Origin of the sequence: Desulfitibacter alkalitolerans DSM 16504, assembly GCF_000620305.1 — a bacterium.
Lineage (GTDB): Bacteria > Bacillota > DSM-16504 > Desulfitibacterales > Desulfitibacteraceae > Desulfitibacter > Desulfitibacter alkalitolerans.
Window position 1 is genome coordinate 91,406 of record NZ_KK211106.1, and the last position, 19,475, is coordinate 110,880.

Sequence of the window (19,475 nt, forward strand, 5' to 3'; positions counted from 1 at the left end):
GAATATACTCAAAAATACAAGATAGAAGGAGGAACAGTAAATGAGAAGTCACGTTACTACAAAGGGTTTAGAAAGGGCTACCCACAGGGCGTTATACTATTCCATGGGGTTGCTGCCGGAGGACTTAGATAAGCCCCTGGTTGCAATAGTAAATTCACAAAATGAAACCATGCCCGGACATATTCATTTGGACAGCATAGCTAAAGCAGTTAGAGAAGGAATAATAGCGGCAGGAGGTACACCCATTGAATTTCCCACCATTGGCATCTGTGATGGCATAGCCCAGGGAAACTATGGTATGCATTATCCCCTGGCCAGCAGGGAGTTAATAGCAGACTCCATTGAAGTCATGGTAAATGCTCACTCATATGACGCCATGGTTTTAATAACAAACTGTGACAAGATTACTCCAGGCATGTTAATGGCAGCGGTAAGACTAAATATTCCTGCCATTATGATTAGTGGTGGACCAATGGCTACTGGTTGTATAGACGGGAATGAAGTAGGCTATTCAGACCTCATGGCAGCCCAGGGGGATGTTGCCAGGGGAAATATGACAATGGAAGAGCTGGCAAGAATTGAAAGAGAAGCTCTGCCAGGATGTGGGGCCTGCAACCTGCTGGGCACTGCAAATTCAATGAATTTCTTAACAGAAGCATTAGGAATGTGTCTGCCTGGAAGCTCTATACCAGCAGTCTCAGGTCAAAGAATAGCATTGGCAAAGCAGACAGGGAAAAAGATTATGGAACTTCATAAAAAGAACATCCTGCCCAGGGATATTGTGACTGCTAAATCATTAGAAAATGCTATAGTGGTTGACCTTGCCATTGGTGGTTCAACAAATACAGTACTGCACTTGACGGCCCTAGCCCATGAAGCAGGCATTGAATTTGATATTAATTCCTTTGCTGATATGGCAAAAAAGGTTCCCCATCTTGTAAAAATGAAACCTGCAAGGGGTGGTCACTACCCAACTGACGTGCACAAGGCTGGAGGTATTACCGCAGTAATGGCCCAGCTATGTGAAGCAGGACTGCTTCATAAGGATCTCATGACAACCAGTGGAAGGATAGTTGCAGACAATGTGGAGGGTGCAAAAGTAATAGATGCAAATATAATCAAACCAATGGATAAGCCCTATTCAGCTACAGGGGGAATTCAGCTGTTATATGGAAACCTGGCCCCAGAGGGTTCAGTATGCAAAAGGGCTGCTGTAGCACCAGAAATGTTGAAACACAGGGGACCTGCCAGGGTATTTGATCAAGAGGAGCCTGCAGTTGCTGCCATTTATGGAGGAAAAATCAATCCTGGCGATATAGTGGTAGTTAGATATGAGGGCCCAAAGGGCGGTCCAGGCATGAGAGAAATGCTCACAGCAACTGCCGCAATAGTGGGTATGGGATTAGACGAGCAGGTGGGACTTATAACTGACGGAAGATTCTCCGGTGCTACCTCTGGAGCAGCAATTGGCCATATCTCCCCTGAAGCAGCTGAGGGCGGACCAATTGCCTTGATTGAAGAAGGAGACATGATTAACATTGATATACCTGGGGGAACACTAACCTTGGAAATAAGTGATGAAGAATTGACACAAAGGAAAGCAAAATGGGTTAAGAGAACTCCCAATGTCCAAAAGGGAAGCTATCTAGATAGATATGAAAAAATAGTAACTTCAGCAATGAGTGGTGCTGTATTCAAAAGGTAAAAATTAAAGGGGGCAATTGATTTGGCCAAGAAAAAAGTGACTATACCGGAAATAATGGAGATGAAAAAAACAGGCAGAAAATTTAAGATGATAACAGTTTATGACTATCCCATGGCTTCAATGGTGGATCAATCAAAGGCAGAGCTAATACTAGTGGGAGATTCACTGGGAATGGTAATCCAGGGACATGAAGGTACAGTTCCAGTTAACATTGAAGATGTAATATACCACGTTAAAGCTGTGAGAAAGGGAGCACCTAATACATTTATAGTAGGTGACATGCCGTTTTTATCATACCAGGTGAGTACAGAAGAAGCCATTAGAAATGCCGGTACTTTGCTAAAAATTGGTGCAGACTGCGTGAAGATGGAAGGCGGCATGAAGGTAGTTGAAAGGGTAAGAGCTGTTGTAGACGCCGGCATTCCTGTTATTGCTCATATTGGGTTAACTCCCCAAACAGCAGCATTAGTTGGCGGTTTTAAAGTACAGGGCAAAAGTGCAGAAGCAGCTGAAAGGCTTTTAAAGGAAGCCCTGGCCCTGGAAGAGGCTGGAGCATTTGCCATAGTCCTTGAATGCCTGCCCACAGGTCTGGCCAGGCTAATAGATGAAAAATTATCAATACCTACAATCGGCTGTGGAGCAGGACCCTACACTACAGGACAAAACTTAAATGCATATGACCTGCTGGGCATATTTGACAAATTTGTGCCCAAATTCGTCAAACAGTATGCCCAGATGGGCCAGCAGATGGTAGAAGTATTTGATACTTGGTGCACAGAAATAGATGAAGGCAAATTCCCAGAGAAAAAGCACGAATTCACAATGAATGACGAGGATCTGGAAAGGCTTTACTAGAGGGTCAGGCTTGACAAATTGACATTTCTAAAATTGCAGTAAACTTTCGTTAATTTAATAAGCAGGTGGGGCAACGCTGATTGCTCCACCTGCTTCATGCTTACTCTATTTGGATAAAACAGTTATATTCGAGCAAGATCGAAACGGTCTGCGTTCATCACCTTATTCCATGCAGCAATAAAATCCTGCACGAACTTCTCCTGGGCATCATCGCTTGCGTATACCTCAGCAATGGCCCGCAGCTCAGAATTCGAACCGAATATCAAGTCAACTCGAGTTCCAGTCCATTTTAGCTGGTCTGTCTTAAAATCTCTTCCTTCAAAGATATCGCTGTCTTCTGATGAAGCTTTCCATTTTGTACCCATGTCAAGAAGATTTACAAAAAAGTCATTAGTGAGACTTCCAGGTTTATCAGTAAAAACACCATGGGGAGAATTTTTGTAGTTAGCGTTTAATACCCGCATACCACCAATTAAAACTGTCATCTCAGGTGCTGTCAAGCCCAGGAGCTGTGCTTTATCAACAAGCATTTCCTCAGCAGTAACAGCATATTTGGCCTTACTATAGTTGCGGAAACCATCTGCTTTGGGTTCCAGTACCGAGAATGAAAATACATCGGTTTGTTCCTGCAGTGCATCTGTGCGGCCCGGTGTAAAAGGAACAGATATATCAAATCCAGCATTCTTAGCTCCCTGCTCGACACCTGCGCATCCTGCTAAAACAATCAGGTCAGCAAGGGAAACCCTTTTTTGGTCTGCCTGTTCACTGTTGAAAGCATCCCGGATTTTTTCAAGGGTTTGCAATACAGTTTGCAGTTGTTCTGGCTGGTTTACTTCCCAATCCTTCTGTGGTGCCAAGCGAATGCGGGCGCCATTGGCTCCGCCGCGCTTATCTGAGCCGCGGAAGGTCGATGCTGATGACCACGCAGTATAGACCAGCTCAGATATCGACAATCCTGATTGAAGAACCCTGCCCTTAAGATCTACAATATCCCCTTCATCAATCAGTTCATGATCAACTGCAGGCACCGGATCTTGCCAGATCAGTACCTCTGATGGAACCTCCGGGCCGAGATAGCGGGATACTGGCCCCATGTCACGGTGAGTCAACTTGAACCATGCACGGGCAAAAGCATCAGCAAATTCCTCTGGATTCTCCTGAAAACGCTTGGCTATTGGCTTATAGATGGGATCCATCCTCAAGGCAAGGTCGGCCGTGGTCATGATTGTTGAATACTTTTTAGAAGGATCATGGCCATCTGTTACAAGATCTTCATCATCAGGATTGACCGGAACCCACTGCCAGGCACCAGCAGGGCTCTTAACAAGATTCCAGTCATATTTAAACAGAATGTCTAAGTATTTGTTATCCCATATTGTCGGGGTGGGGGTCCATGCACCATTGATACCGCTTGAGATTGTATCACTTCCTTTACCGCTGCCCATGCTGTTTTTCCAACCAAGACCCTGTTCTTCAATACTGGCACCTTCGGGCTCTGGACCTACATGGGTCGGACTGCCTGCTCCGTGACATCTGCCAAATGTATGACCCCCTGCAACCAGGGCCACAGTTTCCTCATCGTTCATGGCCATACGTGCAAAAGTCTCACGTACGTCTTTAGCGGAAGCAAGAACATTCGGTTCACCATTTGGTCCTTCTGGATTCACATAAATTAGACCCATCTGCACAGCAGCCAGAGGATTCTCAAGTTCCCTTTCACCAGTATAACGTTTATCCCCAAGCCATTCATCCTCGGAACCCCAGTAAATATCTTCTTCAGGCTCCCAAACGTCCTCACGACCGCCAGCAAAACCAAAAGTTTTAAATCCCATTGACTCCAATGCGCAATTTCCTGCAAGAATCATTAAGTCTGCCCAGGAAATCTTTTTGCCATATTTTTTCTTAATAGGCCAAAGCAGCCGGCGTGCTTTATCTAGGTTGATATTATCCGGCCAGCTGTTTAGAGGAGCAAAACGCTGAGTTCCAGAGCCTGCACCACCACGGCCATCGCCCATACGGTATGTGCCGGCACTGTGCCACGCCATCCTGATGAAAAGTCCCCCATAGTGGCCATAATCTGCAGGCCACCATTCCTGAGAATCAGTCATTAAGTCATATAAGTCCTTTTTCACTGCCTCAAGGTCCAATTTTTTGAATTCTTCAGCATAATTGAATGTTTCACCCATAGGATTTCTTTTTACCGGATTCTGATGAAGCATTTTAAGATTAAGTTGATTGGGCCACCAGTCCCGATTCGTTGTGCCACCGCCGGCAGTCTTATGCCTAGCCGTTCCTGTTACCGGGCATTTGCCTTCTCCACTCATAAATATTCCCCCTTAAGTTTATTTTTATTTGAAAGGCACCTGGGACAGGTACCCTTAAAATAAACGTCTTTGCTTGCTATATGGAACTCCTTTAAATCATCAGATGTAAAATCATCAATATTGACATTAAAATTATAGATCGTTTCACAAGTGATACATTTGAAATGACCATGGCTTTCAGTGATAATATCATATCTAGCTTCTTGGTCTTCGCCAACAACTGTCTTTATTAAACCCGCTTCAAGAAATAAATTTAATATGTTATATACAGTAGATTTTGATAAAGTGGGAAGTTTACTTTTCAGATCATTGAATATTTGCTCTACCGTGGGGTGGCATTGATTTTTTACTAGATAATCTAAAACCATCATTCTTTGATGTGAGGGGCGAACATTTTTGTTTATCAATTCATTTGATAGATTTTTAAATAAAGTATTCATGGTTAAACCACATTAAGTAAGCTTTTACACGCTAAAACTGTTAAGCAATTCTTATTGAACAAAAATTCCATTTGCCTTTTGGCAAAAACACCTTAAAATGAACTGAGCAAAGATTAGATAAAGAAGTTAAGCCTAAGCCTGAAACTCTATTTATCAGCTTTTTGATATTGTAGGCTGCAACTTTAAAGCCAAACCAGAATTTTGAGCGCACTAATCCCCTAACAGGCATATAATCTACCTGGTATTTTCTTCTAAATACAGAAGGGATACCCTCGACTCCTGCTCTTTGGCTTACAAGCTTATTGTATTCAGCGTCATCCATTTTTGCACGTTGTAAATCAGTATTGTATCTCTTAGCACTAAATCTAACTACATTATCTTTTTTCTGCTCTTTCATAGGACACTTGTCCTTATGTGGACAGTCTTGACATTGCTCTTTACTAAATTTTGCTGTATATGATTTGCCTTTTTCATCATAATAAGCTTCAATTGGTTCCTGATTGTTAGGGCATCTATTTACTACATTTTTATCTTCATCAATGCTAAAGCTGCTGTAACTTAGTTTGTCTGTTGCTGGTTTTCTACCAACTAGCTCGCCTGGGATTAGCTCAATGCCTTTAGATGCTGCGTTTTCTGCTTTTTCTTGTTTATAATAGGCGCCATCTACTATCAATTGTATTTTTTCTGAACTTGTTTCTTCTAGCTTAGAAATGGTATCATCTGCAAACTTAGAGTCACTATAGGTATTTGGTTTTAGGTCGTATGAGGTTATTATACTGTTTTTTTCGTTAAAGCTCTCTGCTACATTTGCCACATATCCTGTGTTTTTCCCATATTTTTTGCGGTATGTGGCGTCTGGGTCTGTTGGATTTTGTAGGCTGTCTGGTGCTATTTCTTTTCCTGCTTTGGGAATAGATTTTCCTGTTTCATCTTGGGTTAATTGTTCTTTAAGCATCCTGGTGAGTAATTGATATTCTTCTGTTTGTGTAACAGTTTCACCAATGTGTGAGCCAGCTTGATGTAATCCTTGGGCTTGTTTTAAAAGAAATTCTAGCTTGCTTTCTGACTCAATATCTCTTGTTCGATAAATTGTTTCGTTCTTATGACCGCTTTCTAGGTAAGCTTTATATTCTTCTGCAATAGCATCACCAGCTACTTTGTTTAAGAGCTTTACAAATCTGGCATTTACTGAATAAACTAGTTCTATGCGGCTTAGCTTTTTACAGGATGAGCTAACCATAAATGAGTCCATTCGTACTTTTTTGTTATCTATTTCAAGATATTTAGCTATAATTTCAGCCTGTTCTTCTACTTCCTGCTTTATTAAGTCAATGCCGGTTTCCTTTTCGTAGTTATATAATCTAGTCCTAAAGTTAGTTAAGGTGTTAATTGAAACAGGCTGTTGTTCAAAGCTAGTGGTTCTTAATGCATATTGAAATCTGGTGTCAAAATGTAGTGAGCCTATTAGGTCCTCATCGGTTAGTCCAAATATCTCTTTTAGGATCAATAATCCTATAATGATATTTACTGGTGTGTTTGGTCTGGTAGCATGGTTATCGCTGTATAATACAGCAAACCGTTCTTCTTTTATGTTAGGAAATATATATTCTTGGAATGTATGGGCCCAGCTTTTTAGTAATATTTTCTTAAGGTATTGGGGCATTGTATTTATTGGGTCCATCATTGTAATCTGTTGTGAATTATTCCTGCAAAACATGTATTCCTCACTCCTCCAAGGGTTCTGATATTTATATTATATCAGATTTACCCTTTTCTGTAAGGGATTTCATGCTTTTTGTGGGACAATCATTCATATATTTAAACCAACTTTCATAAAAGAATGAATCAAAAGTAATAATAATTATTATTACTATATAAATTGTAACGAAAGAATTTCTACTTGTCAATATAAGTTATTATAGCAAACATATAAAAACTGGATAAAACTGGCGTTCTGCTAGCAGCACCGTTGCAAGCCAAAGCTTGTTTTATATATAACTTAAATGGCTATAATAACCTTATAATAATAAAGATGGGGTGTTTACAATGAAAGACAGGATTGCCATGGGTTTTATAGCAGGTATCATAGCAGGAGTTTTCATGAATTTAATAGACTATATTGGTGTTTATGTTGTAGGTTTTGATGATGTACTTCTCCTCGAATGGGCAGCTGTATTAATGTATGGAAGGCCTCAAGAAAACATGCTGGAGGCATCACTAGCACAGGCTGGACAGCTTGTATTTTCTGGTTTCTTGGGAATATTTTTTGCATATATTATGTTAAAGATTACAAGTGGAAACTACTTATTCAAGGGCTGGTTGTATGGAATATTGACATGGTTTTTTATATATGCACTTACCATAGTATTCCAGGTGCCTTTTTTAACTAGACATCCTTTTGAAGCTGTTGTAGTCCACATCATTGCCTCCTCTGTATACGGATTAGTTCTAGCTGAAGCACTAAAAAGGCTTGACCAGGGGGTAGGTTTGATAAACTGAAAAAAGTTATATTTGCTTAGCTACTAAAAATTTAAGCAGCTCTGTATTTATTTTGTTTTTAGTAGGCCATGGAATTACCAAGTTCCTATGGATTTTAATATTGACCTTTTATTTATAACTGTTATATTATATATATAACAGTTATATCTTTTATAACAAGCATTAAGGAGGCTAATGATGATTATAAAAATAGATCTGCAGTCGGAAATTCCAATCTACACCCAGCTTCAAAACAGCATTATTGAAGGGATTGTCACAGGTGAACTAAAACCTGGTGAAGCGCTCCCATCTGTGCGCAATATGGCCTCAGATATTGGAATAAACATGCATACAGTTAACAAGGCTTATAATTTGCTTAGACAGGAGGGGTTTATCCAGAGCCATAGGCAAAAGGGTGTTGTGATAAATCCAGATGGCATGCCCCAGGTGACTGAAGAATATCTGGAAAAGCTCAAGCAAGTACTTGGACCCATAATTGCTGAAGCCTTATGCAGGGGAATGGAAGCCGAAGACTTTAATACATTATGCAGTGGAATTTATAGTAATTTACAGGAGAAAAGGAGGCAGGTTTAAATGGACTTTATATTCTTACTGGTCACGTATAGCATCTATCTTATTTTAGGCATTCTTATGGGCTTTATGCCGTATCTTACAAGAAAAACGGAAAGCTTTGGTGTGACCATACCTGAGGATACTTATTATTGTCAGGAATTAAGAAATATGCGAAAAAAGTACTCACTACAAGCTGCTCTGATATATGTGCCATTGACAATATGTTCAATAATACTGTCATTTAATGCAGCAGAGGAACGAGCATCACTTATTTATGGAATAGGCCTTGTACTTTTAATTGGACTTCTTTTTGCTTTATATTTAAAATACCATTTTCAAATGAAAAAATTTAAGTCCCAAAAAAAGTGGGGTGAAGAAAAACCAAAGGCCATTATCATAGATACAGGCTTCCGAAATAAAAAACTAACCTATTCCAATGCCTGGTTTATAATCCCCACAATAATAATGATGGCTACACTTGCAGTAACCCTTGTTTATTTTGATAGAATCCCTGAAAGGATACCTCTGCAATATAATTTTTCCGGTGAGGTAACCAGATGGGCTGAAAAATCACCAAGATCAGTGTTTTGGATTCCTGTTCAGCAGCTTATGATGATAGGCTTATTTGCATTTATAAACTATACAATATCCAGGGCAAAGCAACAAATAGACCCAAGTAATCCCGAAAAGTCTCTTGTGCAAAATCAAATCTTTAGACTCAGATGGTCGGCATATATTATTGCCACAGGAACATTTATGGTGTTAATTTTTACAGTAGTTCAGCTATCCTTTATATTTAACATAAGTCCCCAAATAGTATGGTCTGTACCCATGGTTATAACTGCCTTACTTGTCATAGGGGCAGCTGCAATAAGCATAACCACTGGGCAGGGCGGAAGCCGAGTGGTTGTAGGCGATGGGACAAAAAGAGAAGAAATTGACAGAGATGATGACAAATATTGGAAGTTAGGACAGTTTTACTTTAACCCCAATGATCCTACCATCTTTCTGGAAAAACGTTTTGGCATAGGTTGGACTATAAATTTTGCTAGTATAAAGGCATGGTTGATACTTTTAGGAGTAATTGGCTTGATAATTGGTATCCAGTTTCTATTTAGAGTATAAGTAAAAACAGGCCTGGCTGGCTTATTGCCCTAACATTAATAAACCTTCTGCTGATTAGTTATGATAAATACATTTCTAAAGAGCCGATTATAAAGTGATTAATAAGCTATGGAATATTTCACTGGCACATTTAACCTAGAGATTTAAAGAGTCTGTCTATTTATTTTTCCCCTTTGATAAAGTACAATAAATACTTGGAGGAAATAATTATAGGGGGATAACATGAAACTACTTAAATCTAGAAAAATTGTAGCCCTTGCACTAGTAACAGCCATTGTTCTAATTTTACTGCATATAAATGCTGGAAGCTATAAAATGCCAGAGGGCTATGCTTTTGCAAAAGAAGTGTGGCAGCAAAAGGGCGTGGACGATCCTTTTGGCAGAGAAGTGGACGGATCCAATGCTAACCCTTATGACGTGATTGTCTGGGGCAGTGATCCTGAAGGCATTGCGGCAGCCCTTTCTGCAGCCAGAAATGGTCTGCATACCCTGCTCATTGACCATAGAGATAGGGTTGGAGGATTGTTTATTGTTGGTGAGCTTAACTTTATTGACATGAATTATGATGATAACAAGAATCTTGTTACTAAAGGCATCTTTGAAGAGTTTTATAAAAAGGTTGGAGGAATGGTTTTTGATATTGACAAGGGGCAAAGGGTCTTTGAGGAAATGCTGGCTGCCGAAGAATTGCTAACTGTTAAGCTCAATTACCAGCTAATCCATCCGCAAATAGATGAGCTGCAAACAAGTGTCACATCTATCAAAGTCAGAGATTCAGCAGGCAATGAAAGAGATTTTTACGGTAAAATATTTATTGATGCTTCCCAGGACGCAGACCTGGCGTATATGGCTGGTGTTCCCTTTACAATGGGCTTTGAAGATATTGGGCTTCCAGGAAAATTCCAGGCATCTACTCTGGTATTTCGAATTGTGGGAGTTAACTGGTATCGTGTAATGTGGGAGACCCTTCTGGTGGATAGAAGGTCAAGTTCAAAGGCTACCTTTAAAGCTGCCTGGGGTTATGATGACCATATTAGAAAGTATCAGCCTGAAAGTGATAGAATTAGCTTTAGAGGCTTTAATATGGCAAGGCAAAAAGATGGGCAGGTGCTAATTAATGGTCTTTTAATATATGGAGTTGACGCAGCTAACCCTCAATCAAGAGCTGATGCAAAAGAACTTGCAAAAAGTGAGGCTTACAGGTTTATAGAGTATGCCCGAAAAAACCTGCCGGGATTTGAAAAAGCCAGCATATCAGGTTTTGCAGATGAACTTTATGTTAGACAAACGAGACATATGAAGGGTTTGTACCGAATGACCATTGATGATGTCCTTGAAAACCGTGACCATTGGGATAGAATTGGTTATGGAGGGTATCCAGTAGACATCCAGGCTGTAGACAAGCATTTTCCTGGCATTGTAATTGGGGAACCCTCTAAATATGCACTGCCTTTTAGGACAATGGTTCCGCTAGATGTTAATAACCTTTTGGTGGTGGGCCGTTCTGCTAGCTATGATTCATTGGCCCATGGAAGTGCCAGGATTGTAGGTGTTGGAATGGCAGGAGCACAAGCAGCGGGTGCTGCTTCGGCCTATTCTCTGGCTACAAAAAGAAGCTTTCAGGAGATAGCAGCATCTCAAGAAGATTTAGAGTTCATTAGAGGTGTACTGGCCGATCAAGGTGCACTTGTAAAGCCATGGGAAAGCAAACCCCCTAAAGTGGCTGGGCATGAGCATTATCCTGCAATGCAGGAGTTAAGACGCTTGGGGGTTATAGTAGGCGGCTACAACAACAATTATATGCTGGACGACCCCCTATCTATTCAGGCCTTTTTAAACCTTCTTTTTAATGGAGCACTTAGAACACTTAATCTTGCAGGCCACGGGGACCTTGCTGATAAAATGTACTTCGTTATATCACAGGAACAGGGAGATGTAAATTCAGATAATATTAAAAGTGTTTTTGAGAACTTTAAGAGGTTTAATCCCCATTTAAATAGCCTCTATACAGAAGCTGATTATAATAGCTTTATTAATAACCTTCCTAAGGATGATGAAGAAAACAGTCAAATATCCAGGGGAGAACTGTATAAATATATTGCAGATTATCTTGCCATGCTTAAATGATTTTTTAAAAGTTTCCATGGGCAACCCCCTGAGCGTTCCCTAATAAAAAGGCCGTCATATGTGACGGCCTTCTGCTGAATTATATTAAATTGAAAGCAGGGCGTATATAACACCTAGTAATCCTATACCTGCTAATATGAATACAGGAAGCTTTGGCATATATCCATCCTTTTCCATTGCTTTGCCAAACATGAAGAATACGAATGGGTGAACCAAAAATGGCATGGCAAAGATAAAGGGAATCAAGCTAGCTTCTTCAGTTCCAAACATTCCACCCTGGGTTGCAGCAAATAAACCGAAGTGAGATAGGGCAGATGACTTAGCCATACCTGCGTAGCCAATTGGCATACCAAAAACACTTAATAGGACAAAACCACCAAACATTGCGGTAAGCTGCCATCCAAGCGAAAACTGCATTAAGCCTTTAACCTCTTTACTGTCTTTTCCATCAGCAGTTCTAAGAGTTTTTACAGATAATGCTGTTATTATAACACCGGCTACGAATATGGCTGCTGCAGGAGCCAGCATCAATTCTCCCTTACCAGCGCTAAGGGCTAATACTGAAAACACAAAGATGTGGGCGGCAAAGGGTACGTTAATCATAATGGGAGCCCTGTTGGCTGCTATTTTACCAAGGTCTCCTGCAGTACATGCACCTGTTAGACCAGAGTGGGATAAGGCTCCAGCCATACCAGGCGCCAGGTTGCGTGCATGAGATGTATTTGCAAGGAGCATAAGCACAGCAATACCACCAAACATCCATAAAAGCTGTCCAAAGAAACCATAAGCCAATACTGCATTCATTCCTGTTATTGCAAAGGCATCGGCAATCCTGGAACCGCCAATCATGAAGTTTCCTGCCAGCACTACTGGTATACCAGCAAATAATAATGCCCTTACAGTTGGACCAAAACACCACTTATACAGCACAGCTCCCAGACCAGCTGAAATCAGCATTGCAAAGAATATTTGAGGTAATGCAATAATAGGTCTAATCCAGGCAGCAATATAGAAGGAGATTATCAAAACAATACCAATGGTTAAGATTTCTAGAAGGCCTTTTCTGATATAAAGTCTCTTATCTTTAATTGTAGCCTTGTAGTCAATTAGAATTACAGAACCAACCAGGCCTATATAAGCTAACAGAGGATAGTATCTGCTCAAATCACCAGCATTAATACCCACAATTAACCTATATGCAGCTTCTATACCCAGCAACAGGAAAAATGCACGAATAATGAAAACAAGCTGTGTCCTGTTTGTACCTAAAACAGTTTCCTCCTGTGACGGAACTACCATGCTATCAGGTTCCAGCTCTATTCCACCAAATATTTTTCTTAACTCCTGTCCACCAACAAAAAAGGATACTGTTAGTGCAATAATTGTGGTTCTACTAATAAGATCAATAATTTGAAATTCAGGCAATCCTGGTGTAGAAACACCACTGGCAACTAATACATAACCCATGGCTAGTCCAAAAATAACGATAATTAAGATTGGTGAATACCTGGTACCTGCAACAACAGTTCTTGAAATAAGCACCATGGGAATTAATAAGAAAAGTGATAACCAAAACTGATTTAAAATTTGTAATTTAGCAAGTTGTATTAGAATGTCTTCCATTTTTATCCTCCCTCATACTTTTACATTGGAACTTAAAATTTATTAACCTTTCCTATCATAACAGGATTACCATATCACCTCCATTGCTAATTTCTACAAAAAAGAACAAAAATATTTCAAATCACAATAAAAGCTATTGTTTTTATTCAATAATAAGCTTGTGATTATTATAACATTCGCTTTACTTATAGACCATATGAAAATTTTTAATAAGTAATAGTTGTAAAATTCACATTAATTAATAGAAGAAAAAACTAAATCTGGGGACTTAAACCTGACATTAATAGTATTCATGGCAGGAATGTCCCCAAAATAATTGTTAGGTGAATCTTTACAAAGATTATTAGGTTTTTAGATTAATACAGCCACAATTATGCCGGCAATCATTAATACTGCCTGTAAGGGAAAGAGCAGTTTATAGCTTTCCAGGTAATCTGCTTTAAAATACTCATTGGAGACTATCAAACACAAATGGATTGGGGATACAACATATCCAAACATCATTCCAGTGAGTATCAATGAAAGGTATGCCACATTTTCCCCTATTAAAGGTAAAAAGATGGGATAGAGGATTGCCGAGCCTACAATGGGATGTCCGGCAGCAAAGCCAATTATAACCGAGCTTAGTATTAATATTAAAAGTAAGGGCATATTTGAATTGGTGATTATCTGGGCCAGTATGGGAATTGCTCCAGAATCCTTTACAAATGCCCCAAACAGCATGATAGCATATACTGAGAAGCCGAGCCTCCAGTTTATACCCTGGGAGAGCATGATCTTAATATCTGAAGTTTTTAGTATCTTATCCTCTTTGTAATCAAGGAGTATGGTAAGGGCAATGGCTATGACCAGGGCAATTATAAAGTTAACTTCAAGTATTATGGTAAGCACAATGGCCACTATTAAAGGAAGTCCGGTAAAGAGGACACTTTTTAAGGATGCTGCAAAGGAATTATTTATATGTGCTTCTCCCTGGTTGGTTGAAACACTGGATTCATGGGATTCATGAGGCCAAAAACGGTTTATAACTATAAGAGATATTACCAGTGTAATTATCACCGGGATAAGGTGGAATTTCATAAGAGGCAGGAAGCCCAATGTACTTAGGTCTGCTGCTATTATTAACAAGGGTGCCAGAGGATTGAAAAATACAGACAAATGCCTGTAGAAGGTATTTGCTGCTGACTTGTAACCAGCACTCATCTTAACCTTTTCTCCAAGCTGATCAATGAAAGGTGCTGACATTACTGCACCTCCAGGAACAGCAAGAAGTCCTACTAAAGCAGGAATTAATGCAATAAGCAGGTGAATGCTCTTAACCAGGTCGATTAATGACTTTAACAGCTTATTGAGCAACAAGGTTTTATACATAACTGAACTAAATAATGTGATTAACAAAACTACTATCATCAGGGAAATTGTATCCAGGTTAAAGGTTACTTTCATAAAAATAGATAGTATTAAATTAATGGGCATTGCCGAAAAGATTATAATAAATACAACTCCTAATAATAATGCATAAATAACCTCATGCCATTTAGAAGTAACTAGTACAATAGCTACTAAAGCTATAAACAAACCTAACAATTCCAAACCAAGGACCCCTTTCTCAACGTCTTATCATCATAACTGTATTATTATAACATATTAAAAAGGAGCCGCGGCCCCTTTTTTGATTTTTAAAATCACTTCATAATATATATTCTCTATATGGACTTCTCTACAAAATAAATATTTCCTCGCTTGTACTAACCTCCAACTAATAGTGGGGAAGTAATTATTATTTCTGTATATTTCTTGCCTCCAATTGGAGGTGATTTTGTTTTAAACTCGGAATAGTTTTTAGGAAGTGGCATTCGTTTGCCGTCAACAAGTATCCAAAAAATTGGTTTAAAATTATAATCCTTATCAAATATTTTATTCGATAGTGCTGTGCCATACTTGTTTATCAGGGTAGTTAATAACTGGGAAAGGTCAAAGCTGGAATTAGGCTCTATTGTAATCTCCTCTTCAAGCCTTCCCGCTGCAACTGCATAAATGGAATAATACCTTATCTTGATTGTAAAGAATTCCTTTTTCATTTTAATTCCTTTCATTTTCTATTCCTAATCTTTTAAGGGTTTCTAGAGTTGGGTATCCAGTTTCCATGCTCCAACCGCGGCGTTGGTAATACTCATCAAGCATTTTATTATAATCCTCTGCAGATAGTCTTTCACCCTTGTTTGGCCCATTGGCAATGGGTTCCTCCATGAGCCTTCTTGGCGGAAGGTCGTGTTGTCTGTTAATGCCCCTGGTACGGATACCAATTAGCCTTTCTAAATTCCATATGCGTTCCCCAATTAGCTCCAATTCTTCAATGGTCATATCCAACCCTGTACCAGCTGCTAGCAGGTCCCTGAAATGCTTGGGCTTAAGGGGTTTAAGTGCTATTCCCTCCAGCTTGCACAGCCCTAATGAATCTACTATACAGTGCCAATTTTCATGCCAGATCATCATTTTAGCTTTGGATGAGTATTCCTTCCAGTATTCTGGAGTTATTTCTATTCCCAACTCTTCCTTAATATCATCCTTATAGATTTCAGGTGCTACTTCATACAGGGGCAGGCCTTTTAAATGATCTCCACCCCTGGGTGAAACTGCAAAGGACAAGGCCATGCCCTTGGTTCCTCTAACATCAACTGCAGGGTAATCCATGCCCTTGCTGTGAATCACAAAATCCAGGCCGCCAATTTTTGTGGCTGCATGGTAGCTGCCCTCTGCAAGCAGGTCGCCAATACCCCTGCGGTGGGCAATAAGATCAATGACTTTGTTTATCATCTGGTGATTACCCCAGTTAAGACTTTCGCCATCAAGGTCAGATGTTTTGATAATGCCCTTCTCAAAACATTCCATTGCCCAGGCTATAACATTACCTGTAGAGATAGTATCTAACCCCAGCTGGTTGCACAAGGTATTGGCCTTTAGTACTGATGGCAGGTTAGAGTTGCCGCATTTTGAGGCTAGCGCTGAGATGCTTTCATATTCAGGTCCTTCGCCCACGGTGCCTGCATATTCGCCTTCAGTTACTTTATAAAATCTGCTGCAGCTGACTGCACAGTTAAAGCAGCCCTTATGTTTAGTTGCGTATTTCTGGAGAAGGATTTCTCCGCGAAGGCTTTCGGCCTCTTCAAAAGCTGATAGCTGAAAGTTTTTTGTTGGAAGAAAGCCCAGCATCTGGGCTAGACCAGTAATTGCAGTTGTTCCAAGGGTTGAAGAAACCTCATACATTGGATCATTTAGGATGTCTTCCTCGCATTTATGTACAGTTTTCAGAAACTTATCAGGGTCCTTAACTGTAATACCCCTTGTACCTTTTACTGCTATTGCCTTCAGGTTTTTTGAACCCATGACTGCACCCATGCCGGTCCTGGCTGCTGCCCTGCACAGGTTATTGATTATTGCTGCAAATTTTACCAGGTTCTCTCCTGCAGGCCCTATAGAGGCAACCTGTGCTGTATCCTGGCCCAACTGCAGTTTAATTTCCCTTTCAGTCTCCCAGGTTGTTTTGCCCCAAAGTAGTGCTGCAGATTTGATCTTAACCGTATCATCATTTATCCAGATGTAAACAGGTTCTGGGGCCTTACCGGTTATTACAAGATGATCATAGCCTGCATATTTCAATTCTGGCCCAAAGTGCCCTCCTGAATTGGAGTCACCAAATATTCCAGTTAAGGGAGAAAGGGCTGTAACTGTATACCTTCCTGAACATGGAGCTAATGTACCGCCTAGAGGGCCTACCCCAATAATTAGTGGATTATCTGGACCAAGAGGATCAGTAGCTGCATCTGTTAAATCGTAAAGAAGCTTGGCGTTTACGCCAGATTGCCCCAGGTAGGATCTTTTTAGTTCTTCGGGAAGCTTTTCATGCCTGATTTCTCCTGAAGTGAGATTAATCCATAGGATTTTACCGGCATATCCATATTGAAGTTTATTCATTTAGATCACTTCTCCTTCTAAAGTTATAGCTCCAAATAAGCAGGTTGTCACACACAGGGGAACATTATTCCCCTTTTCTTTAGGATGTGCTTTTCCACAGAAATCCTGGTAGCATGTTTGGTTGATTACCGGGTAGTCCCTGCCCTCTTCTTCAGATTTAAAGATTTTAATTCCCGCAAGGCGTGGATTAGTCATTCCTGAAGTGGTCCAAGAACAAGCTGCCTCACATCTTCTACACCCCCTGCATTTTTGTTCATTAATTTTAAACACCATCTTGTTCAATTAAACTACCTCCCATCTTTTTATAATAAAATAAAAAAGTCCTCAACTATATCAATAATAGTTGAGGACTTTGCCATCACCCTGCATACTTCTTGGATTACAGGCAGGTCTCCTGGCTTCTGGATCATCTTTGCTTATCCCTTCCCAATGCATAATGCAGAGGTGGTTGTGATAAGGTTATCCCCAGTTACAGTGGCGGGACCGCTCAGGATTTAAACCTGATTCTCTATTCTCCCTATATGGGCACCTGTTATCTGCGAGTATTTTTTAATTGTACTTCCCTAAATTTTGCTTTTTGCTTAACTTTACTTGGCATCCCTATTAGGCATCCATCAATATCCATCATATTTATCATAAAATATTATTCGACATCCACCATATAATTCCTGCTTTTAGAAGAAATATCTTATACATCATTAAAATAAGAAATGAACAAATTATTAATAAAGTTTACAAAGAGGGGAGCAGGCTATGATATCTTCTAGGGAAACACTATCACCAGAAGCCCAATTAGCTGAATGGGTGGAAATGAACAAAAAAATAACTTCACAGGGTAAGCTGGCTACTTATATACCAGCATTAGCAAGGGCAAACCCCCATGATCTGGGGGCAGCCGTAGTAGGTATAAACGGACTAGAACTGACATCCGGCCAGTGGCATGTTCCCTTCACCTTACAAAGCATTTCAAAAATACTAAGTTTACTAGTGCTCCTTATGGAGCAGAGCTTTAAGTATATATTATCAAAAGTTGACATGGAGCCTACCGGTGACCCCTTTAATTCTATTGCCAGACTGGAAACAGTTAAGCCTGGCAGGCCCTTCAACCCCTTTATTAATGCAGGTGCCATTACAGTTTGTTCTTTAATTAAGGGTAAAAATGTGGATGAAAGGCTGAATAAAATACTAGACCTGATCTATAGATGTACAGGCAGGTGGCCAGACCTTAACCATGAAGTATTATTATCAGAATGGGAGACTGCTGACCGTAACAGATCTTTAGCCTATTTTCTAAAGGACATGGGTTTTCTTGGAAATGATCTGGAGCAGACCCTGGAATTGTATTTCAAGCAGTGCTCCATAGAAATAAACAGCCTGGAGCTGGCATGGATAGGGGCGGTCCTTGCTAATAGCGGCCGTCACCCTGTTAAAAACACACAAATAGTACCTGGTGAAGCTGCCAGGATAGTTAAATCATTAATGTTTACATGTGGAATGTATGATGCATCGGGGAAATTTGCAGTTTCTGCAGGCATACCCTCAAAAAGTGGTGTGAGTGGAGGAATACTGTCAGTATACTCCTCAAATAAAGCCAGCCTGTTTAAAGAAGGATGCGGCATAGGCATTTATGGGCCGGCACTTGACGAATACGGAAACAGCATTGCAGGAATTCAGCTTCTTAAAATGATTTCTAAAGCATGGGAAATGCATGCTTTTTAAGGCAGAACACCTTAACTAACTATAAGTTGGTTAAGGTGCTGCCGCAAAAACTATACTATTATTTCACTTCTGTTTTTGGTCTTACAAGTAGGGAAATGGCCCATATACCTGCAACGCCAACCAGGGTATAAATAATTCTGCTTAAAACAGCGCCCTGGCCGCCAAAAATTGTGGCTACAAGATCAAGACCTAATACACCAACCAGCAACCAATTTAGGGCACCAATTATAACTAAAATAAGGGCTATCCTGTCTAATGACATATTATTGATTTCCTCCTTTCATGTGTTGACCTGTAATAGATAACAGGTTACAATCATAATATCTCCTAAAATATAGAAAAGTATTCACTAAATTAACCCAAAAAGTTTGACAGAACAAAGGTTTTATGCATAAAATGTAGTTGACTTAAAAGAATAAGAGAATGTGGTCAGATTTATTTTATATAAATTGGGCTTTATGCAGCAGGTATACCTGCGGGACCTTTCCTGCGGGTATTTTATTTGTTTGCTCTTGCAATTGGTGAAGGAAG

Annotated in this window: 16 protein-coding genes and 1 riboswitch; of the genes, 7 read left to right on the forward strand and 9 right to left on the reverse strand. The window is 40.0% G+C overall.

The window, feature by feature from the left end; all coding sequences use genetic code 11:
* Positions 1 to 40: 40 nt before the first annotated feature.
* Positions 41 to 1,705, forward strand: a complete 1,665-nt coding sequence (ilvD, locus tag K364_RS0121320; protein ID WP_028309680.1) for a dihydroxy-acid dehydratase — start codon at positions 41 to 43, stop codon at positions 1,703 to 1,705.
* A gap of 21 nt (positions 1,706 to 1,726) precedes the next feature.
* The gene (panB, locus tag K364_RS0121325; RefSeq protein WP_028309681.1) at positions 1,727 to 2,560 is read left to right on the forward strand and encodes a 3-methyl-2-oxobutanoate hydroxymethyltransferase; all 834 of its coding nucleotides are present in this window, start codon (positions 1,727 to 1,729) and stop codon (positions 2,558 to 2,560) included.
* A gap of 122 nt (positions 2,561 to 2,682) precedes the next feature.
* On the opposite strand, the gene katG is transcribed toward panB, so the two are convergent.
* From katG to K364_RS25190, 3 genes are read right to left on the reverse strand one after another with little or no spacing between them, the layout of a single operon-like run.
* Positions 2,683 to 4,884: a catalase/peroxidase HPI gene (katG, locus tag K364_RS0121330; protein ID WP_028309682.1), complete on the reverse strand. Its 2,202-nt coding sequence runs from the start codon at positions 4,882 to 4,884 to the stop codon at positions 2,683 to 2,685.
* Positions 4,881 to 5,324: a Fur family transcriptional regulator gene (locus K364_RS0121335; protein ID WP_028309683.1), complete on the reverse strand. Its 444-nt coding sequence runs from the start codon at positions 5,322 to 5,324 to the stop codon at positions 4,881 to 4,883. Before K364_RS0121335 ends, katG begins: the two co-directional genes overlap by 4 nt.
* A gap of 40 nt (positions 5,325 to 5,364) precedes the next feature.
* Positions 5,365 to 7,041 (reverse strand): transposase, encoded by a 1,677-nt coding sequence (locus K364_RS25190; RefSeq protein WP_051533993.1) that lies wholly within the window; start codon positions 7,039 to 7,041, stop codon positions 5,365 to 5,367.
* A 329-nt stretch (positions 7,042 to 7,370) separates the two neighbouring features.
* Here K364_RS25190 and K364_RS0121345 point away from each other — a divergent pair, with 329 nt between their 5' ends.
* From K364_RS0121345 to K364_RS25195, 4 genes are all read left to right on the forward strand, one after another.
* A complete protein-coding gene (locus K364_RS0121345; RefSeq protein ID WP_028309684.1) occupies positions 7,371 to 7,823 on the forward strand; it encodes a hypothetical protein in 453 nt (150 codons plus the stop codon).
* Positions 7,824 to 8,000: 177 nt separating this feature from the next.
* Positions 8,001 to 8,396 (forward strand): GntR family transcriptional regulator, encoded by a 396-nt coding sequence (locus K364_RS0121350; protein WP_028309685.1) that lies wholly within the window; start codon positions 8,001 to 8,003, stop codon positions 8,394 to 8,396.
* Entirely contained in the window at positions 8,397 to 9,500 is a 1,104-nt protein-coding gene (locus K364_RS0121355) for a DUF1648 domain-containing protein (protein WP_028309686.1), read from the forward strand.
* Positions 9,501 to 9,722: 222 nt separating this feature from the next.
* Positions 9,723 to 11,627, forward strand: a complete 1,905-nt coding sequence (locus K364_RS25195) for an FAD-dependent oxidoreductase (protein WP_051534307.1) — start codon at positions 9,723 to 9,725, stop codon at positions 11,625 to 11,627.
* An 84-nt stretch (positions 11,628 to 11,711) separates the two neighbouring features.
* Here the strand turns inward: K364_RS25195 and K364_RS0121365 are convergent, their stop codons facing one another.
* The 5 genes from K364_RS0121365 to K364_RS0121385 all read right to left on the reverse strand — a co-directional run bounded on the left by K364_RS0121365 (position 11,712) and on the right by K364_RS0121385 (position 17,507).
* Positions 11,712 to 13,250: a hypothetical protein gene (locus K364_RS0121365; RefSeq protein WP_028309687.1), complete on the reverse strand. Its 1,539-nt coding sequence runs from the start codon at positions 13,248 to 13,250 to the stop codon at positions 11,712 to 11,714.
* Between the two features lie 351 nt (positions 13,251 to 13,601).
* Positions 13,602 to 14,843 (reverse strand): DUF401 family protein, encoded by a 1,242-nt coding sequence (locus tag K364_RS0121370; protein WP_028309688.1) that lies wholly within the window; start codon positions 14,841 to 14,843, stop codon positions 13,602 to 13,604.
* Positions 14,844 to 14,998: 155 nt separating this feature from the next.
* Positions 14,999 to 15,346, reverse strand: a complete 348-nt coding sequence (locus tag K364_RS0121375; protein WP_028309689.1) for a MoaD/ThiS family protein — start codon at positions 15,344 to 15,346, stop codon at positions 14,999 to 15,001.
* The gene (locus K364_RS0121380; protein WP_028309690.1) at positions 15,333 to 17,225 is read right to left on the reverse strand and encodes an aldehyde ferredoxin oxidoreductase family protein; all 1,893 of its coding nucleotides are present in this window, start codon (positions 17,223 to 17,225) and stop codon (positions 15,333 to 15,335) included. The genes K364_RS0121375 and K364_RS0121380 overlap by 14 nt, the downstream gene beginning before the upstream one ends.
* Positions 17,226 to 17,507: a 4Fe-4S dicluster domain-containing protein gene (locus tag K364_RS0121385; protein ID WP_028309691.1), complete on the reverse strand. Its 282-nt coding sequence runs from the start codon at positions 17,505 to 17,507 to the stop codon at positions 17,226 to 17,228.
* 85 nt (positions 17,508 to 17,592) lie between these two features.
* A riboswitch (cobalamin riboswitch) is annotated at positions 17,593 to 17,773 on the reverse strand.
* Between the two features lie 205 nt (positions 17,774 to 17,978).
* On the opposite strand from K364_RS0121385, the gene glsA reads away from it, so the two are divergent.
* Positions 17,979 to 18,944, forward strand: coding sequence for a glutaminase A (gene glsA, locus K364_RS0121395; protein ID WP_028309692.1), 966 nt, complete (start codon positions 17,979 to 17,981; stop codon positions 18,942 to 18,944).
* A gap of 58 nt (positions 18,945 to 19,002) precedes the next feature.
* On the opposite strand, the gene K364_RS0121400 is transcribed toward glsA, so the two are convergent.
* Positions 19,003 to 19,206 carry a DUF378 domain-containing protein gene (locus K364_RS0121400; RefSeq protein ID WP_035270631.1) on the reverse strand — a complete coding sequence of 68 codons (204 nt, stop codon included), beginning with the start codon at positions 19,204 to 19,206 and terminating at the stop codon, positions 19,003 to 19,005.
* Positions 19,207 to 19,475 lie beyond the last annotated feature (269 nt).

Excerpts from the sequence above, each read along its gene's own strand:
- K364_RS0121355 (WP_028309686.1), top strand. The coding sequence starts at position 8,397 with ATGGACTTTATATTCTTACTGGTCACGTATAGCATCTATCTTATTTTA.
- glsA (WP_028309692.1), top strand. The coding sequence starts at position 17,979 with ATGATATCTTCTAGGGAAACACTATCACCAGAAGCCCAATTAGCTGAA.
- K364_RS0121350 (WP_028309685.1), top strand. The coding sequence starts at position 8,001 with ATGATTATAAAAATAGATCTGCAGTCGGAAATTCCAATCTACACCCAG.
- K364_RS0121365 (WP_028309687.1), bottom strand. The coding sequence starts at position 13,250 with ATGGAAGACATTCTAATACAACTTGCTAAATTACAAATTTTAAATCAG.
- ilvD (WP_028309680.1), top strand. The coding sequence starts at position 41 with ATGAGAAGTCACGTTACTACAAAGGGTTTAGAAAGGGCTACCCACAGG.
- K364_RS0121400 (WP_035270631.1), bottom strand. The coding sequence starts at position 19,206 with ATGTCATTAGACAGGATAGCCCTTATTTTAGTTATAATTGGTGCCCTA.
- K364_RS0121335 (WP_028309683.1), bottom strand. The coding sequence starts at position 5,324 with ATGAATACTTTATTTAAAAATCTATCAAATGAATTGATAAACAAAAAT.
- K364_RS0121375 (WP_028309689.1), bottom strand. The coding sequence starts at position 15,346 with ATGAAAGGAATTAAAATGAAAAAGGAATTCTTTACAATCAAGATAAGG.
- K364_RS0121345 (WP_028309684.1), top strand. The coding sequence starts at position 7,371 with ATGAAAGACAGGATTGCCATGGGTTTTATAGCAGGTATCATAGCAGGA.
- K364_RS0121380 (WP_028309690.1), bottom strand. The coding sequence starts at position 17,225 with ATGAATAAACTTCAATATGGATATGCCGGTAAAATCCTATGGATTAAT.
- K364_RS25190 (WP_051533993.1), bottom strand. The coding sequence starts at position 7,041 with ATGTTTTGCAGGAATAATTCACAACAGATTACAATGATGGACCCAATA.
- katG (WP_028309682.1), bottom strand. The coding sequence starts at position 4,884 with ATGAGTGGAGAAGGCAAATGCCCGGTAACAGGAACGGCTAGGCATAAG.
- K364_RS25195 (WP_051534307.1), top strand. The coding sequence starts at position 9,723 with ATGAAACTACTTAAATCTAGAAAAATTGTAGCCCTTGCACTAGTAACA.